The sequence below is a fragment of the Mesorhizobium dulcispinae genome, from assembly GCF_033977345.1.
GTDB lineage: Bacteria > Pseudomonadota > Alphaproteobacteria > Rhizobiales > Rhizobiaceae > Mesorhizobium > Mesorhizobium dulcispinae.
Window position 1 is genome coordinate 1 of record NZ_JAVIIY010000068.1, and the last position, 905, is coordinate 905.

General features: G+C 63.0%; 2 protein-coding genes. Both read left to right on the top strand.

What is annotated here, in order from left to right:
- On the top strand, window positions 1–439 hold a 439-nt coding region (gene tnpA, locus RFN30_RS32280), incomplete at its 5' end, for an IS66-like element accessory protein TnpA (protein ID WP_320230227.1).
- Window positions 436–786: an IS66 family insertion sequence element accessory protein TnpB gene (tnpB, locus tag RFN30_RS32285; RefSeq protein ID WP_320230228.1), complete on the top strand. Its 351-nt coding sequence runs from the start codon at window positions 436–438 to the stop codon at window positions 784–786. The genes tnpA and tnpB, both read left to right, overlap by 4 nt.
- Window positions 787–905 lie beyond the last annotated feature (119 nt).

Genomic DNA, 905 nt, shown 5'->3' on the forward strand with positions numbered 1-905 from the left:
CATGACATTGGAACATGCAGAGGGCGATGTGGTCGCCGAGATCAGCGGCGCCGCGGCGGCTGAAGATGGTGCAACGATGCCCGGCTGCACGCGCCAACGGAGGCTGTGGAGTTGCGCGGAGAAGCGCGCGCTGGTCGACCTTGCGAGCGCGGCGGGTTCCTCGGTGACCGAGGTCGCGCAAGCATTCGGCGTAGCTCCTTCGCAGCTCTATGCTTGGCGCAAGCAGATGGCCGGCGGCGAGCACGATGCCGACCAGGCGATGGCGACCTTCGCACGGATCGAGGTGAACGAACTGCCCGAGGTCGACCGGCCCGCCGCCGATTGCCCGGACCCGACCGGCAGGATCGTCGTTGCCTTTCCGAGCGGCGCGCGATTGCGCATCGACGGGACCGTCGATCCGACAGCGCTGCGCATCGTCCTGGCGGAGTTGAGCAGGTGATCACGGTGGTGCCGACCGACCAGATTTTCCTGTGCTGCGGCGCGACCGACATGCGCCGCGGGATCAACAGCCTGGCGCGAATGGTGCAGCAGGTGCTCGCGCTCGACCCGCACATGGGCGCGATCTTCTGCTTCCGTGGACGCAAGGGTCATATCATCAAGATTTTGGCGCATGACGACCAGGGGTTTTGCTTATTCACAAAGCGGCTTACCGACCGCTGTTTTGCCTGGCCGACCACGAAGGATCAGGTCGTCGTGTCGCTCACCAAGGCGGAGCTTTCGCTGCTTCTGGAAGGAATCGACTGGCGCCGGCCGAGCAAGACTTATCGGCCGCGTCTGGCCGGCTAATTTTGCTCGTTTGTTATTGATTTTGTGTCGATTCTGCTTCCTCGAAGGAGCTCTTTCGGGTATGTAGTTTGGGTGTCGGAACAAGCTCCCTCAACCGCTGATTTCCTCGCCCGGATCGC